Annotated in this window: 11 protein-coding genes and 1 pseudogene; 10 read left to right on the top strand and 2 right to left on the bottom strand. The window is 67.0% G+C overall.

Going from position 1 to position 16203, the window contains the following annotated elements; translation table 11 throughout:
- The first annotated feature begins 60 nt into the window (after positions 1-60).
- On the top strand, positions 61-444 hold the full coding sequence (locus ACGFYV_RS33315; RefSeq protein WP_393882256.1) for a hypothetical protein: 384 nt from the start codon (positions 61-63) through the stop codon (positions 442-444).
- A 40-nt stretch (positions 445-484) separates the two neighbouring features.
- Positions 485-1468: an IS3 family transposase gene (locus tag ACGFYV_RS33310; RefSeq protein ID WP_393882283.1), complete on the top strand. Its 984-nt coding sequence runs from the start codon at positions 485-487 to the stop codon at positions 1466-1468.
- A gap of 616 nt (positions 1469-2084) precedes the next feature.
- Here ACGFYV_RS33310 and ACGFYV_RS33305 read toward each other — a convergent pair.
- Together ACGFYV_RS33305 and ACGFYV_RS33300 are read right to left on the bottom strand one after the other, a co-directional pair.
- Positions 2085-2687, bottom strand: coding sequence for a hypothetical protein (locus tag ACGFYV_RS33305; protein ID WP_393882255.1), 603 nt, complete (start codon positions 2685-2687; stop codon positions 2085-2087).
- Between the two features lie 7 nt (positions 2688-2694).
- Positions 2695-3192 carry a polymorphic toxin type 28 domain-containing protein gene (locus ACGFYV_RS33300; protein WP_393882282.1) on the bottom strand — a complete coding sequence of 166 codons (498 nt, stop codon included), beginning with the start codon at positions 3190-3192 and terminating at the stop codon, positions 2695-2697.
- 375 nt (positions 3193-3567) lie between these two features.
- Here ACGFYV_RS33300 and ACGFYV_RS33295 point away from each other — a divergent pair.
- From ACGFYV_RS33295 to ACGFYV_RS33260, 8 genes and pseudogenes are all read left to right on the top strand, one after another.
- Positions 3568-3747, top strand: a pseudogene (locus ACGFYV_RS33295) (transposase); the annotation flags it as partial.
- A 507-nt stretch (positions 3748-4254) separates the two neighbouring features.
- Complete coding sequence (locus ACGFYV_RS33290; protein WP_393882254.1) at positions 4255-6582, top strand: DUF6531 domain-containing protein; 2328 nt, start codon at positions 4255-4257, stop codon at positions 6580-6582.
- A gap of 96 nt (positions 6583-6678) precedes the next feature.
- Entirely contained in the window at positions 6679-13659 is a 6981-nt protein-coding gene (locus tag ACGFYV_RS33285; protein ID WP_393882253.1) for a LamG-like jellyroll fold domain-containing protein, read from the top strand.
- Positions 13660-13672: 13 nt separating this feature from the next.
- Positions 13673-14194 carry an SMI1/KNR4 family protein gene (locus ACGFYV_RS33280; RefSeq protein WP_393882252.1) on the top strand — a complete coding sequence of 174 codons (522 nt, stop codon included), beginning with the start codon at positions 13673-13675 and terminating at the stop codon, positions 14192-14194.
- 240 nt (positions 14195-14434) lie between these two features.
- Positions 14435-14650: a hypothetical protein gene (locus ACGFYV_RS33275; protein ID WP_393882251.1), complete on the top strand. Its 216-nt coding sequence runs from the start codon at positions 14435-14437 to the stop codon at positions 14648-14650.
- An 87-nt stretch (positions 14651-14737) separates the two neighbouring features.
- Entirely contained in the window at positions 14738-15250 is a 513-nt protein-coding gene (locus tag ACGFYV_RS33270; protein ID WP_393882250.1) for a hypothetical protein, read from the top strand.
- Positions 15251-15311: 61 nt separating this feature from the next.
- Positions 15312-15752 carry a hypothetical protein gene (locus ACGFYV_RS33265; RefSeq protein ID WP_393882249.1) on the top strand — a complete coding sequence of 147 codons (441 nt, stop codon included), beginning with the start codon at positions 15312-15314 and terminating at the stop codon, positions 15750-15752.
- A gap of 33 nt (positions 15753-15785) precedes the next feature.
- Positions 15786-15920, top strand: coding sequence for a hypothetical protein (locus tag ACGFYV_RS33260; RefSeq protein WP_393882248.1), 135 nt, complete (start codon positions 15786-15788; stop codon positions 15918-15920).
- The last annotated feature ends 283 nt before the right edge of the window (positions 15921-16203 follow it).

The following is a 16203-nucleotide window of genomic DNA, read 5'->3' as shown; positions in this document are numbered from 1 at the left end:
GATCACGATCTACAGCCGGAGTATTAGCCTGAGAGGGCACGACAGGAGAACCACCCCCTCATGACCAGCACCAACCCCGTCGGATCCGATCCGGCTCCCCGACCGAAGTGCCGTTTCTTCAGCCCCGAGTACAAGCTGCGGATCGTGACCGAGTACGACGCCGCGCCCAAGAACGAGAAGGGCGCGGTCCTGCGCCGCGAGCGCCTCTACCACTCGCACGTCAAGGAATGGCGGGCCGCGCGGGATGCCGGGGCCCTGGAAAAGCTGGTCGGCAAGCGCACCAGTCCGGCGAGGCCGAAGAAGTCCGCCGCAGAGGCGGAGAACGAGAAGCTGCGCCGCCAGGTGGAACGGCTCGGGAAGGAACTGGCCCGGAACAAGGCCGCGTTGGAAGTCATGGGAAAGGCTTCCGCGCTCTTGGAAATGATCTCCGAGGGCGCGGACTGAAGGCTGCCGCCGACCCGGGGCCGCCGACGCGTTCGCTGGCATCGAGGGCAAGCTGGGCATCACGGCGGCCTGCCGGCTGACCGGTCGCTCCCGGGCCACCCACTACCGCCGGCTGCGTCCCTCGCCACCGGGCAGACGCCGCTCGCCGCAGGTCCAGCCCTCGGCCCTGACGGCCGAAGAACGGGCTGCGGTCCTGGAGCTGATGAACAGCGTCGAGTACGCCGAGCTGCCGCCCGCGCAGACCTGGGCCCGCGAGCTGGATGCCGGGCGCTACCACTGCTCCATCTCCACGATGTACCGGATCCTGCGAGAAAGGGGGCAGTCCGGCGAACGCCGCCGCCAGGCCACGCACCCGGCGAACACGGTGCCCGAGCTGGTCGCCACCGGGCCCACGCAGGTGTTCACCTGGGACATCACCAAGGCAGCCGGCCCCGTCAAGGGCGTCTGGTATCACGCCTACGTCATCATCGACATCTTCAGCCGCTACATCGTCGGCCACACCGTCGAGGCGGCCGAATCGGCCCAGCGGGCCGAGGAGTTGATTCGCGAGGCCATCGCCCGCAACGGCATCGTGCCCGAGACCGTGCACGCCGACCGCGGCACCTCGATGACCTCCAAGAAGGTCTCCCAGCTGTTGATCGATCTCGGCGTCACACGGTCGCACTCACGGCCGAAGGTTTCCAACGACAACCCCTACAGCGAGGCCCACTTCAAGACCACGAAGTACGTGTCCGACTACCCCGAACGGTTCGATTCGCTGGCCCATGCCCGCGAGTGGTTCGACGCGTTCATCGCGTACTACAACCACGAGCACCGGCATTCGGGCAACGGCTGGCACACACCCGCCAGCGTACACTTCGGCACCGCCGAGGAGGTCCGCGACCAGCGGGCTGTCACCCTCGCCGAGGCATACGCCCGCCACCCCGAACGCTTCGGCCGCCGCCCCCGACCACCCCGGATACCCCAGCAGGCATGGATCAACGACCCAGCCAAGCGTAGGGAACCCGCACCACAAACCTCATAGCGTCACGACCGTCTCACTGGACTTGAAATCTTCCGGACCCAGGACCGTGGAGGAACATCACTCGAATCGCTACGCACGCTGATCCGAAGCGGAGGCCGCAGAGCGTCGAGGAACTCCGCGAACTCATAAATCGCGAACTTACCGAACCAGCGGATGTGCCGACCGACCGAGCGAAGCGGCTGTGGGAAGAGACATGTGCGGGCGATCCGGCGGCTGTGACTTCCTTTTCAGGCCGGTCTCGGTGCGGACGGCGGTGGCGTCGCCAGCCGCGTAATAGCGCTGGGCGCTGGTAGTCGGTGGCCTTGGTGCCTTCGGTGAGGCGGGTGAGCTCGCCTTCGATGTCCCAGGTGAAGGCACGCGCGATGCTGGTGAGGCCGTAGCTGTTGGTGGTGTTGCCCTGCTCGTCGTACGAAAGGGTCCCAGCTTGGCCGGATCTCCGACATCACCTACGAAACCGAGCATGAACTCCTTCTGTGTCCACACCCGGCCTCGCTCCTGCAAATTCAGCTCGTCGAAAAGATCATGTATGCGCATCGCGTGCTGCAGCAGGTCTTCGAGGCTCAGCAGGCCCCGGCCGGACGACGTCCGGCCGGGGCCTGCTTGGGTGGCAGCGGATTCAGGGCTGACGCGCAGCCTCGTGCAGTCGGTCATGTGCGGCCCTCAGCAAGCCCCGCGACCACTCCGCACGGGTGACTCCCTCGGGCAGTCTGGTCAACTCGGCGTGGCTGGCGCCCAGCGCGCGGGCGACTGCCTCCACCGCGAGACCCTGCATAAGATCGTCGTTGTACTCACCGCGGCCTTCCTCGGCGAGCCTCAGCAGGGCACGGAGGAGTTCGGCGTCGAACCCGTCGTGCAGGATCCACCCAGCCCCCGAGACCGCGGCCATGAACACGTCGTCGTCCAGGTCCCACTCGGGGGATCCCAGCAACTCGAGGATCTGCTTCCTGTATTTCGCTCCCACTCTCCAGTGCGCCGTGAGCACCTGCACGGCAAGCGCCGAGACCTCGGGATCCTGGGGGTAGATCAGATACGTGGCGATCAGCGGCTCGTAGGCCGGGCCGCCCGCACGGGCCACCGCGTACAGCCGCTGGTAGAGCTCCCGGCCGGCCTGGCACTCGGTGACGGCTTGGGCGATCTGCTTCACTTCCTGCGGCGGGATGGTGCCGTCCTTCGCCCGTGCGATCAGCTGCCGCGCATATGCATCATGCGCCACTGTCATGCTCCACTCACTTGATTCTGGGGACGAACTGCTCGGAGAAGTCCAGCATTCTGCTGGCCCGCCTCAGGTCGGCGACGAGAAGGTCTCGCATGGCACCACTCGTCCAAGGATGGGCCAGCTTCCTGTTGATGGCTGCGATTTGATTGATTAGGCCACCCTGGGCGTTGCGAACCTCGTCGACATGATCCCAGGGGACACCGCTCGCCTTCCGCTTAACCAGCTCTCCCTTCAATTCCCGTGCCGCCCCAGTGAGGTCCTTCATCGTCAAGTGCTCCTTATAAGCGTCTATCTTGGCGGAGAACGGCGAGGTGGGGATCTTGTTCGCGAGCTTGATCGCGTCGGCTATGTTGTCGAGTTGCTTGGGCAGCTTGGCCGCGTCGCCCGCGAGCGGAATGAAGCCGACCGCTCCGAGGCCGACCTCGACCGCGTCCTCGTCCACGGCGGAGCGACCCAGGTCCGCGGCGTCGCATCCGGCGCCGGCCACGGGCACCCAGCCGCAGGCCATCAGGGCGATCTCACCGGCCACGCCCCACGACGGTCCCGTGGCGGTCCCCTTGTAGTCGGGGTCCGGAGCCATCCCCGGGCTGGGGCTGGGCGTCGCGGTGGACGGTGCGCCGCTGCGGTACTTCACAGTCGGCAGTGGGCTCGGGCCGGTCTTGAAGTGGACCCTGTATGACACATGGCTGCGGGTGGTGTTGACGGTGAGGGCCAACGACGAGCCGTCGGGATAGTTGTAGTGGTAGGTCTTGGTGTAGCTCCAGTCCCAGCCGTTCCTGCTCTTGGTCCAGGTCTCGGTACCACCGTTGCAGGAACTCGAGGCACCACCACACATGCCGTCGGGGCGGAGGCCTGTGGGGTCGGCGAGGCCAACGCCGTGGCGCTGACCGGCTGGATCGCCCAGGTCCGGGCAGCGGACCTGCCTTTCATGCATTCTTACGCCACCGGCCTCGAGCGCGACCGTGCGGCCGTCGACGCCGCCCTGACTCTGCCCTGGTACAACGGCCGCACCGAGGGCGTCAACAACAAGCTGATCAAGCGGCAGACCTACGGCCGCGCCGGACACCCCGCATCCTGCTCAGCTGACCTCAGAGTCCATCGCGATCACCGGCTACGAGAATCTTGTAAGAGCCGAAGACCGTACAGACCCGCGGCGCACGGCGCCTGAGCGGCGGAACGGTGAACGGAAGACGGCATTCCGGTGGGTTGTCCATAAGGGCGGCAAAGGAATACTCCGGGTCGTCACAAGAGATCTTGTCTCTCCCTTCACGCGGCGCTTACAACTTGTGTCACGGCCTGCGTGATCAAGGGGACGACCTGACGCATCGGCTGTTCCTGTCGTGGTGCGATGCGTAAAGGTTCGGTGGGTGGGGTGCGTTCGCTGTCGCGGTGGCGTGTGTGGCTGGCCGTGGTGCCGTTGCTGCTGTCCTTCTGGGCTTAGGAGGGAGGCGCAGCCTACGCGGCGACGCGGCCGTCCTCCTCCCTGGGCATCGGGCTGGACTCTGTGTGGAAGTGGCTGTCGGGTTCGGACGGTTCGGGCCCGCGGTCGAAGACCGGCTCGGCGCGCGACGTGCGCGCCGCGAAGGCCGGCCGGGGGCACCCCTCCGGGCGCGCGCCGGGCAGGGGCAAGGGGCAGTTGGCTGCCTGGAAGGCGCCGAGTATCCAGGCCGAGAAGAAACGTTCCGGCAAGGTGCCGGTGGGTTTCGACGTGAAGACGAGTAACCGCGTGGCCGCCAAGTCCGGCGCGACGTTCGACTATTACCAGAACGCCGACGGGTCCTTCTCCCGGAAGATGTCGCAGTCCCGCATCAACTTCAAGGACGTGTCCGGGACGTGGAAGTCCATCGACACCCGTGTGGCGAAGGGCGGTGACGGCCGCTGGCACGAGAAGGCCAACTCCTTGAAGGTGTCCCTTGCGCCCGCCACGGCGGCGACGGGAGCGGCGGCGACCGGCGTCACGCAGTCCGCCCTGCGGGGCAACGGCGGTTCGGTCGTACCTGCCGCCTTCACGTCCTCGCTGCCCTGGAGGGCGACCTCCGCCGTCCAGGCCGACGACCCCACCCCCTCGCCCGATCCGACCGTGAGCGCGGGCTCCTCGGCGCAAGCGGACCTGGCGACGCTGACCATCTCCGACTCAGAGTCGGTCTCCTGGTCGTTGGCGGGTGCGAACGCCGTGACCGGCACCGCCTCCGGCTCCTCCGTTGAGTACGACGGCGTCCTCACTGACACCAACCTCGTGCTCGCGCCGACCGCCGAGGGTGTGAAGGAGTCCCTGGTTCTGACGTCGGCCGACGCGCCGACCAACTGGGTCTTCCCGATGACCCTCAAGGGTCTCACCCTGACCACGGCCTCGGACGGCACGGTGGAGTTGGTGGACGGCAGTGGTGCGGTCGCGGCGACCCTGCCGCAGCCCTTTGCCCGCGATTCCTACGTCGATCCTGCCACCGGTGAGTCCCACGACAACTGGGGCATGACGTACAGCGTCACCGAGGTCGACGGTACCCCGGCTGTGAAGATGTCGCTGGATCCCTCCTGGCTCGCCGGCTCCTCGATTCACTTCCCGGTGACGGTGGACCCGACGATGACGGTGTCGACCGCCGGCCAGACCCTCACGACGTACGTCTATTACCCGAACACCGCGGACTATTCGTCGGACACGATCATGCGCGTCGGTACGCCGGACGGCGGCTCGTACATCGGCCAGGCGTTCATGAAGTTCCTCGGGCTGCCGGACACCGACGGTTACCACATCACCGGCGCCGACCTGCATCTGTTCGACGTGTGGGCGTACACGTGCAACTCATCCACGTCGTACGACGTGTACCCGATCACGGAGCAATGGTGGGTGACCGGCCAGAAGTCCTGGTCGAACCGGCCGGCGACGTCCGCCTCCATAGGCACCTGGTCGGGCACGGTGTCCGACACGGTGTGCGGGAACACCTCGGTGTCCACCGGCACGGGTCAGTGGCAGACCACTCACCTGGATACGGACTACTTGCAGAAGATCGCCCTGGGTCAGACCAACAACTACGGCCTGTCCGTGTTCTCCTCGGCGACCAGCTCCAGCCAGTGGAAGAAGTTCGACTCCTCCCAGGTCGACTCGCACGCGCCGTACGTCACGGTGACCTACAGCAAGAACTCCGCGCCGGACATCGAACACACCTATCCGAAGGCGAACTTCACCTCGCCGTCCCTGCGCCCGCAGCTGCAGGTCAAGGCCGTCGACCCGGACTCCTGGCCCACATCGCCCCTGAAGTATGACTTCGCGGTCTACTCCTCGGCGGGCAAGCAGATCGACACCTCCGGCTGGCAGTCCTCCACCAAGTGGACCGTGCCGTCGGGGGATTTGGACTGGTCGACGTCGTACTACTGGACGGTGTCGGCGAACGACGGCTGGTCGACTACCACCAGCAGCAGCCAGCCCTTGTCGACGCTGGTGGCGCAGCCGCTGGTAGCTTCCCGGCTGGCGCAGAACGGCGGTCACGGCTACGACGAGGAAGCCGGCAACTACACTGCCTCCGCTACGGACGCCTCCGTCTCCACTGTCGGCCCCTCCCTGGAGGTGACCCGCTCCTACAACTCCCTGGACACCAGTACCGCGGGCGCCTTCGGTGCGGGCTGGTCGGCGCTGGCCGACATGCGGGCGGCGATGGACGACGACGGTTCCAAGAGCGTGGTGGTCACCGATGACGGCGGCAAGCAGGAGCGCTGGGGCTATTCTTCCTCCGGGTACACCCCGCCCACCGGCACGTACGGCACTTTCAAGGCGTTGACGTCCGGCTACTCGCTGACCGAGACCTCGGGTACGACGTACACCTTCGGCACCTCGGGCGGCACCAACATATGGCTGTTGTCGCAGATCAAGACGCATGCCGGGCTGACCGAGTCGCTCACCTAGGACTCCTCGCACCGGCTCGCCACCGTCAAGAACGACGTCTCCGGGCGCACCCTGACCTTCGCCTGGGCCAAGCCCTCCGGGGCCGCCCACTACCACGTGCAGACGGTCACCACCGATGCCGCGACCAGCGGCGACGCGACCACCGCCGCCCTGTGGACGTACGGCTACACCGGCGACCGGCTCACCTCCGTCTGCCCTCCTTCCACCACGAGCCCGTCCACCGCGTCGACGTCCTGCTACGCGTACATCTACATCGACGGGTCCAACTACCCCTCCGCCGCTCTGGACGCCGCCCCCAGCGGTTACTGGCGCCTGGACGAGCCGTCGGGCAGCACCATGGCCGCCTCCTCGGTCCTGGCCAATGAACAGACCGACGCGGGCAGTTTCCAGAATGCCACGCTGGGCAGCACGACCGGCCCACTCACCGGCTCCACGGCGAAGGCCGCGACCCTCGCGGGCACGGGCTACGTGAAGGTCCCGGCAGGGCTGCTGCACGCCAGCACCACGCGTGCCTTGTCGTTGTGGTTCAAGACGTCCAAGAAGGGTGTGCTGATCGGCGACCAGTCCAAGAGCCTCACCGGGGCGAGTGCCGCCTCCGGTACCTGGACGCCCGTGCTGTACGTGGGCTCGGACAACAAGCTGCACGGCCACTGGTGGAGCGTGAGCGGCTCGGGTAGCGCCGACTTCGGCTCCACCGGCACCGTCACGGACAACGCGTGGCACCACGCGGTCCTCAGCTCCGACGGCAGTACCCAGACCCTCTATCTGGACGGCACGAAGCAGGACACCTTCTCCGGCACTCCGGACGACCAGGACAACGTCTACACCTACATCGGCGCCGGTTTCGCCACCTCGTGGCTCGACTCGCCGGGCGACGTCAGCTACTTCACCGGCTCCATCTCCGACGTCTCCTTCTACAGTCACCCGATCACCGCCTCCCAGGTCGACGACCTGTACGCGTCGGGCACGGCGAGCGCAGCCCTGCTCACCAAGGCCGCGAGCCCGGCCGGGCGCACCACGGCCGCGGTTGCCTACGACACCGACGCCGACCGTCTCACTTCCGTCACCGACGAGCACGGCGGCAGCTGGAAGCTCGGCACGCCGACCGTCGCGGGTTCCAGCGCGGTCTTCCGAGGCGCGGTGCTTGGCGCCGCCCCGGCCGGCTACTGGCAGCTCGGTGACGACAACACCGACGGCTCGGCCGTCTATGCCGCGGACGAGGTCAACGGCGGTGACGGCACGTACAACAACGTGACCCTCGGGGTCAGCGGCCCATTCAGCGCGAAGGACAGCTCCGCGAGCACGGCCGCCTCCTTCGACGGGACGAGCTCGTACGTCTCGGTCCCGGCCGACCTGCTGCACACCGGCACCAAGCGTTCTGTGGGGATCTGGTTCAAGACATCCACCTCCGGCGTGCTGATCGGCGACCAGTCCGTGGCGATCGACGGGGCCGCGGATGCCTCCGGCTCCTGGACGCCCGTGCTGTACGTGGGCTCGGACGGCAAGCTGCGCGGTCACTGGTGGAGCGTGAGCGGTTCGGGCGGCGCCGACTTCGGCTCCACGGGCACGGTCACGGACAACGCGTGGCACTACGCGGTGCTCAGCTGCGACGTCGACAGCCAGGCGCTGTTCCTGGACGGCACCAAGCAGGACACCTTCTCCGGCACCCCGGCCGACCAGTCCAACTCGATCACCTACATCGGCGCGGGCTTTGCCAAGAGCTGGATCGACTCGCCGGGCAGCGTCAGTCACTTCAAGGGCTCCATCTCCGACGTCGCCTTCTACGACCACAATCTGACGTCCGCCCAGGTCGCCACCCAGTGGAACGCCTACAAGCAGTCCACCGGTACCGTCGCCACCGAGTCCGTCGACGTCACCGACCCCGGCAACAACACCCTCACCAGCACCTACGACCTCTCCGACGGCGGCCGCATCCTAGCGGACACCGACGGCACCGGAGCCACCACCTCCTACGGCTACGACACCTCCGGGTTCCTGTACACCACCACCGACGGCAACGGGAACGTGACCACCACCGGCCACAACTCCCGCGGCGACGTGGTGTCCCGGACGTCCTGCCAGGACCGATCGGCCTCCAAGTGCTCGACGTCGTACTTCACGTACTACTTCAACACGTCCTCCGACACCGACCCGCGCAACGACCAACTGCTGACTTCCTCCGACGGCCGCTCGTCCAGCTCGACGGATACCGCCTACCAGACCGCCAACGTCTATGACACCAACGGCAACCTGCTCACCACGACGACCCCGGCGGTCACCGGCCACAGCGCCGGACTGACGACGAAGAAGGCGTACACGACCTCCACCACGGCCGCCTACGTCTTCGGCACCACCGCCCCGACCGGCCTGCTGGCGTCCACGACCACGTCCGGCGGCGCGAGCACCTCGTACCTCTACTACGCCAACGGTGACCTCGCCCAGGCGACCTCACCTCTCGGCCTGGTCACCCGCTATACCTACGACCGGCTCGGCAGGGTGCTGACGAAGACCGAGATCTCCGACACCTACCCGGCGGGCCTGGTCACCCGCTACACCTACGACCCGCTGGGCCGACTCCTGACCGAACTCGACCCGGGCACGACGAACGCTGTCAACCAGGCCGTCGTGCACACGGCCCTGACGACCAAGACCTACGACCCCGACGGCAAACCCCTTTCCAGCACGGTCTCCGACACCACCGGTGGGGACACAGCCCGCACGACCTCCAGCACATACAACGACTTCGGTGAGCCGAAGACGGTCACCGACCCCGAGCAGAACATCACGCGCTACGAGTACGACAGCTATGGCAACAAGGCGACCGAGACCGACGCCGACGGCCAGGTCTACGCCTTCACGCACGACGCCAACGGCAACGTGCTGAACACCACTCTCACCAACTACACGGGCTCCTCGGTCACCGCACAGACGGCTGCCCCGCAGCTGCTGGAGAAGCGGGCCTACGACCCGGGCGGCCGCCTGTACACGATCACCGACGGCATCGGCGTCACCATCACGTACGGCTACTACGACAACGGCCTGACCAAGCAGATCACCAGCACCGGCTCGTCCGGGACGACCTCGGTCAACGAGCAGGACGCCTACGACGACGCGGGCAACCTGACCGCGAAGACCACGGCGAACGGCACCCTCACCACGACGTACACGGTCGACGCCGCCGACCGCACCACGGCGAGTACCGAAGATCCGAACACCGTGGCCCGGACCACGGCGTACACCTTCGACGACGACTCCCGCGTCCTGACCTCGACGCAGACCGACGCGGCGGGCGACCCCGCCCAGAAGTGGACGTACACCTACGACCCCGCCGGCGACGTGAAGTCCGCCGCCCAGTACGTCTCCAGCTCCCTCACCCTCACCAGCAAGGCGACCTACGACAAGCGCGGCCTGAAGCTCACCGCCACCGACGCCCAAAGCCAGGTCACCAACTACGCCAACGACGAGGCCGGCCGCCCGACCACCACCACGAGCCCGGCGATCACCATCACCACACCCGGCACCGGCGAAACCGCCACCGTCTACCCGACCACGTTCAACGGGTACGACACCTTCGGCGACCGCACCGAGGCCGAGGATGCAGGCGGCCACATCATTGCCACCGCCTTCGACCGCGACGGCCGCAGGACCGGCACCACGCTGCCCTCGTACAACGGCACGTTGGCGACCACCGCCTGGACCTACGACGCAGCGGGCGACGTCCTCAGCGAGACCGACGCCAAGGGCGAAACCGACAACACCTACGACCAGTTGGGCGACCTGGTCCAGCAGACCGACCCGGCCATATCGATCAACGGGACCGACACGCGCGGCACCTTCACCTACGCCTACGACCTGGCCGGCAACCGCCTGACCGAGACCTCGCCCTACGGCGCCGTCACTCACCACACCTACGACGATCTGGGCCGCGACAGCAGCACCTGGGCGTACGTGTACACCTCCACCAGCGCCCAGACGAAGCAGGAGACCGACACCGCCTACGACACCGCGGGCCGGGTCGCGAGCACGGCCTCCATCAGCGGCGTCACTGCCAGGTATGCCTACGACGGACTGGGCCGCACCCACACCGTCTTCGACACCACCGGCGACACCACGACCTACAGCTACGACCTGCGCGACGACGTCATCAAGACCGTCCTGCCGGACCAGACCGCCCAGACGGCCACCTACGACGCGGCCGGCCGCAGGACCGCCACCGCGAACCTGGACACCGCCGGAGCCGTGCTGTCCTCGACGTCGGCGACGTACACCGACAACGGGTACCTGAAGACCGTCACCGACGCCCGCCAGCACACCACGAGCTACGACTACGACGCCCTGGGCGAGGTGACCCAGCAGACCGAACCGGTCAGCGACACCGTCTCCATCACCACGAAGTTCGGCTACGACGCCTCCGGGCATCAGACCGCGTACACCGACGGCAACGGCGACACCACCTACTCCACCTACAACTCCCTCGGCCTGCCCGCGAGCAAGCAGGTCCCGGCCGTCACCGGCTACACCAGCGACGCCGACCGGACCACCACCTACACCTACGACGAACGCGGCCGTCTCGTCACCCAGACCGACCCCGGAGGCGTCACCCTCACCAACACCTACGACGCCCTCGACGACCTGACCGCGCAGACCGGCACGGGTGCCGATGCCACCACCGCCGATCACCACTTCACCTACTCGCTCAATGGTCACCTGGTGGCCTCCGCGGTCGGGGACACCTCGGAGTACTACGACACCAACGCCCTCGGGGACATCCTCACCACCTCCGGCCAGGCGGGTAGCTCGTCCTTCACCTACAACGCAGACGAGTCCCCGCTCACCCGCACCGACGCCTCCGGCACCAGCAGCTACACCTACGACACCGACGGACGGCTGAAAACCGACACCGACGCGGCGACCGGCATCACGCTGACCTCCCAGTACAACGCACTATCCCAGCCCAAGTCGGTCACGTACGGCAGCTCGGGCGACGTGCGCAACTTCGGCTACGACTCCCTGCACCGCCTGACCTCCGACGCTCTGGCCACCACATCCGGCGGCACGATCGCCAAGGTCGCCTACGACTACGACAAGAACAACAACCTGACCTCCAAGACCACGACCGGCATGCAGGGCGCCTCGGCGAACACCTACGCCTACGACTACGCGAACCGGCTGGCGTCGTGGACCTCCGGCTCCACGACCACCGGCTACACCTACGACGGCGATGGCAATCGCCTGACTGCCGGGTCGACGACGTACTCGTACAACGCCCGCGACCAGCTGACCTCGGACGGCACCCACAGCTACAGCTACACGGCACGGGGCACCTTGGCGGCCAAGGGCTCGACGGCGTACACCTTCGACGCCTACGGGCAGCAGATCACCGCCGGCTCCACCTCCTACACCTACGACGCCCTGGGCCGGGCGATCACCGCGGGCCCGACCACCCTCACCTACTCCGGCACCGACAACACGGTGGCCTCCGACGGCACCACCACCTACAGCCGTGATCCCTCCGGCGCGCTGACCGGCGAATCCTCGGCGGCGGCCGGCGCCACCCTCGCCTTGAGCGACCTGCACGGCGACCTCATCGGCCAGTTCACGGCGACAGGCACCACACTGGCCGGCTCCGCGAGCTACGACCCCTGGGGCACGACCACCGCTTCCACGCTCACCGGCACCGTCGGCTACCAGGGCGAGTTCACCGACCTGGCCACCGGCAACGTCAACATGCACGCCCGCTGGTACAGCCCGGGCACCGGGAGCTTCGACTCGGCGGACACGGTGGACAACGCGGCGGTGGGTGAGAGCGCCAACGCGAACGATTACGCGTATGCGAACGACGCGCCGCTCACGGGGACGGACCCGAGCGGGCACTGCTTGGAGGATCTGTGCATCGGTGAGGGTTATGGGGCCTACCTCCTAGGCGCGGCCCTGATCGGTACCTGCGCCAAGTACTGCTCTGCGCTGTCCCAGAGCATTTCCGACGGCTTGAGCTCATTGTCTTCCTGGAGCTCGTCCAGTTCTTCCTCCCACAGCCACTCCTCCGCTGCAAGCCACACGAGCGCCGCGACCAGCAGCTATGGGATGTGCGCCGAAGTCTGGTCGATGTCCTGCCAGCAGCACTACGGCAGGACCAACTCCAGCAGCGGCGGCCGGTCCTCCGGCGGCGGTGGCGGTGGCGGTGGAGGAGGAGGTGGTGGAGGAGGAAGCGGCTACTGCTACTCCTGCGGCGGGGGAGGCGGCATCAGCGCCGCGGACGCTGCCGCCGCGGCCGCCAAGGCCGCTGCCGCAGCCGCTGCCGCGGCGGCAGCCCGGCGTGCCGCGATCCGCGCCAACGCCATCAAGATCACCGCCTCGATCGGCAAGGGCACCCTCACCGTCCACTCCCTCTCGACGGCCGCCGAACCCCCGACGGTCAGGATCAACATCGGCAACTCCGTCCGCAACGCGGCCTCGGCCGTCGCGGCGGGCCTGACCACGGCCGCCGTCTGCGTGGCCACCGGCGGCTGCACCGGAGACGACGATGACGAGGGGCGCAGGAGCTCGTGCGATGCGACGCCCCTGATCGACGGCGGGCGGATCTACGGCGGTCTTGAGGAATACACGGACCACCAGGGGAACAAGGGATGCAGGGCGACCGGCGCCATCGCATTCCTCACCAAGAGCGATCGCAGGTCGCGCACCGGAGCGGGTGGTCTGCCGAAGTGCTCCGAATGCGAGCCGTCCGTCGATCCGGACGGAATGGAAGAGATCAGGGCAGGAGGAGGAAGGCCGCAAGCCGGCCACCTGATAGGTTATTGGGGCAAGGGTACCGGCCAGGATGTCCGAAACTTGGTGGCTTTGAACGCCAGGGCGAACGCCCGGATGGCAAGCAAGGTGGAAGCCTTCGGGTGGAAGTCCCTGAATAAGAACAACAGCCTGTTCATGTCCGTCGTTCCCATATACGGAGACACCCACTCGGCCGTTCCTACGACTATCCAAGTGGGAATGACCGCGTACGGACCCGGGGGAGGGATCGTGGACAGTTATTCATGCACCGCGATCAACTCCAAGACCGGCATCGGCTCGAAATGCTAGAAGAGGTCCAGTAGTGGCAACATTCGAAGATATCCGAGCCTTGCTGGGCGAACCCAGATTCAACTGGACGGATCCGGCGCCATGGATTGAAATGGGGCGAGAGTTCGGAATCGAATTCCCGGCGGATTTCCGTGAGATCGTGGATGCCTACGGTTCGGTCCAGATCAACAATCAACTGTATCTGGAGCACCCCGCCGGCCATCTTCTGCACAGTCTGGGGGAATCCATCAGGGGGGATCTCGAGCTCTTCCGCGAGGAGGACATGGTGGAGTACCTGCCCAGTCCGGTAGGGGCGAACCCCGGTGAGTTGATGCCGGTGGCGACGGCCACAACGGGGGAATGGGTTTTTCTCCGCGTTCCGGATGGCTTCTCGTCACCCTGGCGCGTCGTGGTGGCCGAGCTCGACAGTCCGGCCTGGACTCTGCACGAGATGACGTTCGGCGAATGGTTGCTGGCTTACCTCAGGGGTGAGGACGTGACGGTGTGTTCTCGGAACTTCGCGCCTGACCGCCCGTTCTTCGAACCGCTGAGCTGAACCGTGGTACTCGCAGATCAGCACATCGCCGTACGCCCCCACGGCGGAGATGAAGTCGGGCGGGAGCTCGACGCCCCACTCCTTCGCTACCGCTTCGATCAGCTCCTCCTCGCCCGCTCGGACCGGTAGTCCGAGAAGCGAGGAGAGGGCGGGGGGTTCAGTGCGCGGGCTCATTGCCCCACTCCATGTCGACAGCCGGGCGTTCCGCTCCTGGTGCTGCCTTCGCCCGGGGGAGCCCTGGTGTGGGGCAACACCGTCGAGGGTGGCCAGCTACTCCTAGCCGACCGGGGCGGGGGTCGTTGGACGGTGTCGGTGTTCCGTCGTAGTTGGCACGACTGGCATGAAACCGATGTGGAGTTCGGCGAATGGCTCCCGTGGATGCTGGCAGGCGAGATCGAGACGGACTGGATGCCCGAGTGGCCGACGCCACCTTACGAGTTGGAGCTGGTGGAGTAGATGGGACCGAAGCGACACCGCCGGCACATGCACTGGCCGGGACGTCCTCACGTCCTGACCAACTGAACGGATCGGTACGAGGACACCATGCACTGGGCTGTGGAAGAGCTGGGCCGCGTAATGCAGCCGCCCCCGGATGGCGGCGACACGGTCGACTGGGATGCGCTGCGCGCTGATACGGGATGGAAGCTCCCGGCTGACTACCGTGACTTCGTCGCGGTGTACGGGCTGGGTGCCATCAGCGACTCGATCGGCATCCTTACGCCCCCCTTCGACGGCTATCCATACGGGGATCACCTGCTCTATGGCGCCGAGTGGCCGCCGGTGGATGGGACGTTGACCTGGGCGACGAACGAGGCCGCTACCGACTTCCTTTGGCGGTGCGCAGGTGAGCCGGATGAGTGGCGAGTGGTCGTCCGGCCCAGAGACCGCCGGGAGTACGAGTACGGCATGGGAATGGCGGAGTTCCTGCTCCGCCTGGTGCGGGGAGAGATCCACCCGCCGCTCGGTGCCAGACTGGGGGCGCCGATCACGTTCGAATCATGGCGTGAGGAAGAACGGCGTCTGCTCGACGAGGACGGCAATCTTGAAGGTTTCTGATCGGGCCCGCCGCCTCCCTCGCAGGCGGCCGTGGGTCGTGCTCGGCGCGGGAGCAGTGGCGGTGCTGGCTGTGACCGGCACCATGGCCCTGCTCCTCCACTCAGGCGCGGACCGCGGCCGGACGGCGCCGGCTCCTGTCTCGCATGTGGACACCGCCACCCGGGTCTGCCTCCTGACGTCCACGGACGCGGACGCGACGGGCACGTGGCCCGCGCTGCAGAAAATGGCTGGCGCGAGCGACACGAATGTCGTCGTGCAGCGCTATCGTCTGCCCGCAGGAGCGAACTCCGTTGCCTACGTGAACACCCTGGTCCAGCTGCGCTGCTCCACGGTCGTCACTACCGGCACCGCGGCACGCTCCGCCGTCGCCGCCCGCCTCGCTGCCGGACTGGTCCCGCACGTCCGCTTCGTGGTGGTCGCCGACCAGCCGCTGAGCGGCACGATGCACCTGAGCCCGAACGCGGTGAGCACGCGAGCCCTGTCCCGGGTGGTGACCGGGTGACCGACGCTGATCTGATCCGCCTGCTCGGACTTCATGGCGAATGACCTGACCACCGCATACGACAACGGGACGTCCGGCACGACGACCGCCGCTGCTCTGCAGATCAGCTATGGCACCCTCGTCCTGCCACCGGACGTCGTCCGGGCGGCGCGGCCAGGCTGGTGGTGAGGCGGCCCCTGATCGCGCCGCTCGCCTTCGTGTGCTGTTGTGCTCGGCTGGGATCAGGTTCGGGGTGTTGCGTGTAGGGGATTGAGCATGTCCTGCGGCCCCTGGGCGAGGGTGAGATGGGGGCGGGAGGATGGGCGGGTGCTGTCCCGGGTCCGGGGTCTGACTCATGATATTTTTGACCAAAGTGTCTAACTGATCGTTTCAGAATGAGGTTCGTAGGCGGCGGAGGCATATGAGACTGCAGGCCAGTTCGAGCAGGCCCTGGTGGAGATCGGCGCGTCGT

It is taken from the genome of Streptomyces sp. NPDC048297 (assembly GCF_043201585.1).
In the GTDB taxonomy this organism is placed as follows: Bacteria; Actinomycetota; Actinomycetes; order Streptomycetales; family Streptomycetaceae; genus Streptomyces.
This window is presented reverse-complemented; position numbering and strand designations above follow the sequence as displayed.